The following is a 1,859-nucleotide window of genomic DNA, read 5'->3' as shown; positions in this document are numbered from 1 at the left end:
GTGTATGAGGGTGATTCAGGTACCGGTCCGGTGGCGTGGTGGACGGACCTGGGGTTGTTGGTGAACGGCGATCCGGCGCTGGTGTGGGGACTGCTGGACTCGGGGACGGGTCCGGAGGCTCGTTTGGTGGCGGAGGTGTATCGGGCGTCGGCACATGTGCACCGGGATGCGACGGCGGGGGTGCGTCGGCAGTTGCTGGCGCTGGATGCGGCCCGGTACGGGGACATGGAGTTGGCGGCGCGGATCAGTGCCGTTGCGGTGGCGGGCGAGCCTGCGCCGCGGTGGCAGGTGGAGTGGTCCACCGGCAGCCAGGTTGACGCCCGGTCTGTTGACGCCCGGCTCCGGCACGCCATAGACGGCGGCGCTGTGACCGAGTTGGCGACGGCGGTGGTGGACGGCCGGCCGGTCGCCGTCACGGACGGTAACGAAAATGCCCTATGGATGTGGGACCTGGTCACCGGCGAGCCGATCGGCGATTACCTGGACAACCACGGCCGCGTGTGTGCGTTGGCGACAACCACGCTGGAGGGCCGCCCGGTCGCCGTCTCCGGCGAGGAGAGGGCTGTGTGGGTATGGGACCTGGCCACCGGCGAGCCGATCGGCGACACACCCGAGCACGAAGACGTGCGGGAGGAAGACGACACCGACATCTTCGTGTGTGCGATGGCGACAACCACGCTGGAGGGCCGCCCGGTCGCCCTCACCAGCAGCGTGGAAGGGCCGGTGCGGGTGTGGGACCTGGCCACCCGCGAACAGATCGGCGCCCTCCCGCACGGCCGCCACGTCGAGTCGCTGGTCGCGACGGCGGTGGTCGAGGGCCGGCCTGTCGCCGTCACCGACGGCAACGAAGGGACAGTACGGGTATGGGACCTGGCCACCGGCGAGCAGACAGGCGCCCTCCCGCACGACCGCACGGTGTCCGCCCTGGCGACGAGCGTCATGGACGGCCGTCCGGTCGCCGTCACCGGCGACGACCAGGGGACGCTGCGGGTGTGGGACCTGGCCACCCGCCAGCAGACCGGCGAGCCCTGGAAAGGCCATCGCACGAAGCTACGTGCCGTGGCCACCGCGGAGGTCGAAGGCCGGCCGGTCGCCGTCACCGTCGACGAGAACTCGACGGTACGGGTTTGGGACCTGGCCACCCGGCAGCAGATCGGCGAGCCCCTGCACGACACAGGCGATCGCCTGGACGTGTTGGCGGTGGCCACCGGGGAGGTCGAAGGCTGTCCGGTCGCCGTCACCGGCGGCGATTACGGAACGGTGTGGGTATGGGACCTGGCCACCGGCCAGCAGATCGGCAACCCCTTGCAAGGCCACGGCGAAGACATCTCGGGGGTGGCAACCGGCGAGGTGGAAGGCCGTCCGGTCGCCGTCACCGGCGGCAAGGACGGGATGGTGCGGGTGTGGGACCTGGCCACCGGCGAGCCGGTCGGCGAGCCCCTGCATGGCCAAGGCCGTCCCCTGGGAGTGTTGGCGGTGGCCACCGGGGAGGTGGAAGGCCGGCCGGTCGCCGTTGCCGGTGACGAGGATAAGACGGTGCGGGTGTGGGACCTGGCCACCCGCCAACAGATCGGCGAGGCACTGCCAATCCCCGTCGGCGACGTGTTGGCGGTAACGACCACGGCCGCCGTCACCGGCGGCAGAGACGGGATGGTGCGGGTGTGGGACCTGGCCACCGGCCAGCCGATCGGCAACCCCCAGCAAGGCCACACCGGCTGGGTGCGGGCGGCGGCAACCGCGGTGGTGGAGGGCCGGCCGGTCGCCGTCACCGGCGGCGAGGACGGGACGGTGCGGGTGTGGGACCTGGGCACCGGCGCGCCGATCGGCGACCCCCTGGAAGGCCACACGCAAGGGGTGAG

General features: G+C 71.8%; 1 pseudogene. It reads left to right on the top strand.

Annotated elements, in window-relative coordinates:
- Nucleotides 1-30: 30 nt before the first annotated feature.
- Nucleotides 31-1,859, top strand: a pseudogene (locus ACFVWU_RS44850) (hypothetical protein); the annotation flags it as partial.

Origin of the sequence: Kitasatospora sp. NPDC058190 (genome assembly GCF_042883685.1) — a bacterium.
Lineage (GTDB): Bacteria > Actinomycetota > Actinomycetes > Streptomycetales > Streptomycetaceae > Kitasatospora.
Note: the sequence above shows the minus strand (reverse complement) of the source record. Positions and strands in the feature narration are given on the sequence as shown.